This is a genomic window from Klebsiella sp. K47, from assembly GCF_051858335.1.
GTDB lineage: Bacteria > Pseudomonadota > Gammaproteobacteria > Enterobacterales > Enterobacteriaceae > Klebsiella > Klebsiella pneumoniae.
The window spans coordinates 1-2,949 of sequence record NZ_JBPYUI010000065.1; the positions used below are offsets into that span (position 1 = coordinate 1).

The 2,949-nt window shown below is 52.9% G+C and carries 1 rRNA gene; it reads left to right on the forward strand.

Annotation, left to right across the window (positions count from 1 at the left end):
• Positions 1-20 precede the first annotated feature (20 nt).
• Positions 21-2,922 (forward strand): 23S ribosomal RNA (locus RRF55_RS26960).
• The last annotated feature ends 27 nt before the right edge of the window (positions 2,923-2,949 follow it).

The following is a 2,949-nucleotide window of genomic DNA, read 5'->3' on the forward strand; positions in this document are numbered from 1 at the left end:
GAAACATCTTCGGGTTGTGAGGTTAAGCGACTAAGCGTACACGGTGGATGCCCTGGCAGTCAGAGGCGATGAAGGACGTGCTAATCTGCGAAAAGCGTCGGTAAGGTGATATGAACCGTTATAACCGGCGATGTCCGAATGGGGAAACCCAGTGTGATTCGTCACACTATCGTTAACTGAATACATAGGTTAACGAGGCGAACCGGGGGAACTGAAACATCTAAGTACCCCGAGGAAAAGAAATCAACCGAGATTCCCCCAGTAGCGGCGAGCGAACGGGGAGCAGCCCAGAGTCTGAATCAGCTTGTGTGTTAGTGGAACGGTCTGGAAAGTCCGACGGTACAGGGTGATAGTCCCGTACACCAAAATGCACAGGTTGTGAACTCGAAGAGTAGGGCGGGACACGTGGTATCCTGTCTGAATATGGGGGGACCATCCTCCAAGGCTAAATACTCCTGACTGACCGATAGTGAACCAGTACCGTGAGGGAAAGGCGAAAAGAACCCCGGCGAGGGGAGTGAAAAAGAACCTGAAACCGTGTACGTACAAGCAGTGGGAGCACCTTCGGGTGTGACTGCGTACCTTTTGTATAATGGGTCAGCGACTTATATTCTGTAGCAAGGTTAACCGTATAGGGGAGCCGCAGGGAAACCGAGTCTTAACTGGGCGTTAAGTTGCAGGGTATAGACCCGAAACCCGGTGATCTAGCCATGGGCAGGTTGAAGGTTGGGTAACACTAACTGGAGGACCGAACCGACTAATGTTGAAAAATTAGCGGATGACTTGTGGCTGGGGGTGAAAGGCCAATCAAACCGGGAGATAGCTGGTTCTCCCCGAAAGCTATTTAGGTAGCGCCTCGTGAATTCATCTTCGGGGGTAGAGCACTGTTTCGGCTAGGGGGTCATCCCGACTTACCAACCCGATGCAAACTACGAATACCGAAGAATGTTATCACGGGAGACACACGGCGGGTGCTAACGTCCGTCGTGAAGAGGGAAACAACCCAGACCGCCAGCTAAGGTCCCAAAGTCATGGTTAAGTGGGAAACGATGTGGGAAGGCACAGACAGCCAGGATGTTGGCTTAGAAGCAGCCATCATTTAAAGAAAGCGTAATAGCTCACTGGTCGAGTCGGCCTGCGCGGAAGATGTAACGGGGCTAAACCATGCACCGAAGCTGCGGCAGCGACACTATGTGTTGTTGGGTAGGGGAGCGTTCTGTAAGCCTGCGAAGGTGTGCTGTGAGGCATGCTGGAGGTATCAGAAGTGCGAATGCTGACATAAGTAACGATAAAGCGGGTGAAAAGCCCGCTCGCCGGAAGACCAAGGGTTCCTGTCCAACGTTAATCGGGGCAGGGTGAGTCGACCCCTAAGGCGAGGCCGAAAGGCGTAGTCGATGGGAAACAGGTTAATATTCCTGTACTTGGTGTTACTGCGAAGGGGGGACGGAGAAGGCTATGTTAGCCGGGCGACGGTTGTCCCGGTTTAAGCATGTAGGCTGGTTGTCCAGGCAAATCCGGATAATCAAGGCTGAGGTGTGATGACGAGGCACTACGGTGCTGAAGTAACAAATGCCCTGCTTCCAGGAAAAGCCTCTAAGCATCAGGTAACATCAAATCGTACCCCAAACCGACACAGGTGGTCAGGTAGAGAATACCAAGGCGCTTGAGAGAACTCGGGTGAAGGAACTAGGCAAAATGGTGCCGTAACTTCGGGAGAAGGCACGCTGGTGTGTAGGTGAAGTCCCTGCGGATGGAGCTGAGACCAGTCGAAGATACCAGCTGGCTGCAACTGTTTATTAAAAACACAGCACTGTGCAAACACGAAAGTGGACGTATACGGTGTGACGCCTGCCCGGTGCCGGAAGGTTAATTGATGGGGTTATCCGTAAGGAGAAGCTCTTGATCGAAGCCCCGGTAAACGGCGGCCGTAACTATAACGGTCCTAAGGTAGCGAAATTCCTTGTCGGGTAAGTTCCGACCTGCACGAATGGCGTAATGATGGCCAGGCTGTCTCCACCCGAGACTCAGTGAAATTGAACTCGCTGTGAAGATGCAGTGTACCCGCGGCAAGACGGAAAGACCCCGTGAACCTTTACTATAGCTTGACACTGAACATTGAGCCTTGATGTGTAGGATAGGTGGGAGGCTTTGAAGCGTGGACGCCAGTCTGCGTGGAGCCAACCTTGAAATACCACCCTTTAATGTTTGATGTTCTAACGTTGGCCCCTTACCGGGGTTGCGGACAGTGTCTGGTGGGTAGTTTGACTGGGGCGGTCTCCTCCCAAAGCGTAACGGAGGAGCACGAAGGTTAGCTAATCCTGGTCGGACATCAGGAGGTTAGTGCAATGGCATAAGCTAGCTTGACTGCGAGCGTGACGGCGCGAGCAGGTGCGAAAGCAGGTCATAGTGATCCGGTGGTTCTGAATGGAAGGGCCATCGCTCAACGGATAAAAGGTACTCCGGGGATAACAGGCTGATACCGCCCAAGAGTTCATATCGACGGCGGTGTTTGGCACCTCGATGTCGGCTCATCACATCCTGGGGCTGAAGTAGGTCCCAAGGGTATGGCTGTTCGCCATTTAAAGTGGTACGCGAGCTGGGTTTAGAACGTCGTGAGACAGTTCGGTCCCTATCTGCCGTGGGCGCTGGAGAATTGAGGGGGGCTGCTCCTAGTACGAGAGGACCGGAGTGGACGCATCACTGGTGTTCGGGTTGTCATGCCAATGGCACTGCCCGGTAGCTAAATGCGGAAGAGATAAGTGCTGAAAGCATCTAAGCACGAAACTTGCCCCGAGATGAGTTCTCCCTGAGACTTTAAGTCTCCTGAAGGAACGTTAAAGACGATGACGTTGATAGGCCGGGTGTGTAAGCGCAGCGATGCGTTGAGCTAACCGGTACTAATGAACCGTGAGGCTTAACCTTACAACGCCGAAGATGTTTTGGCGGATT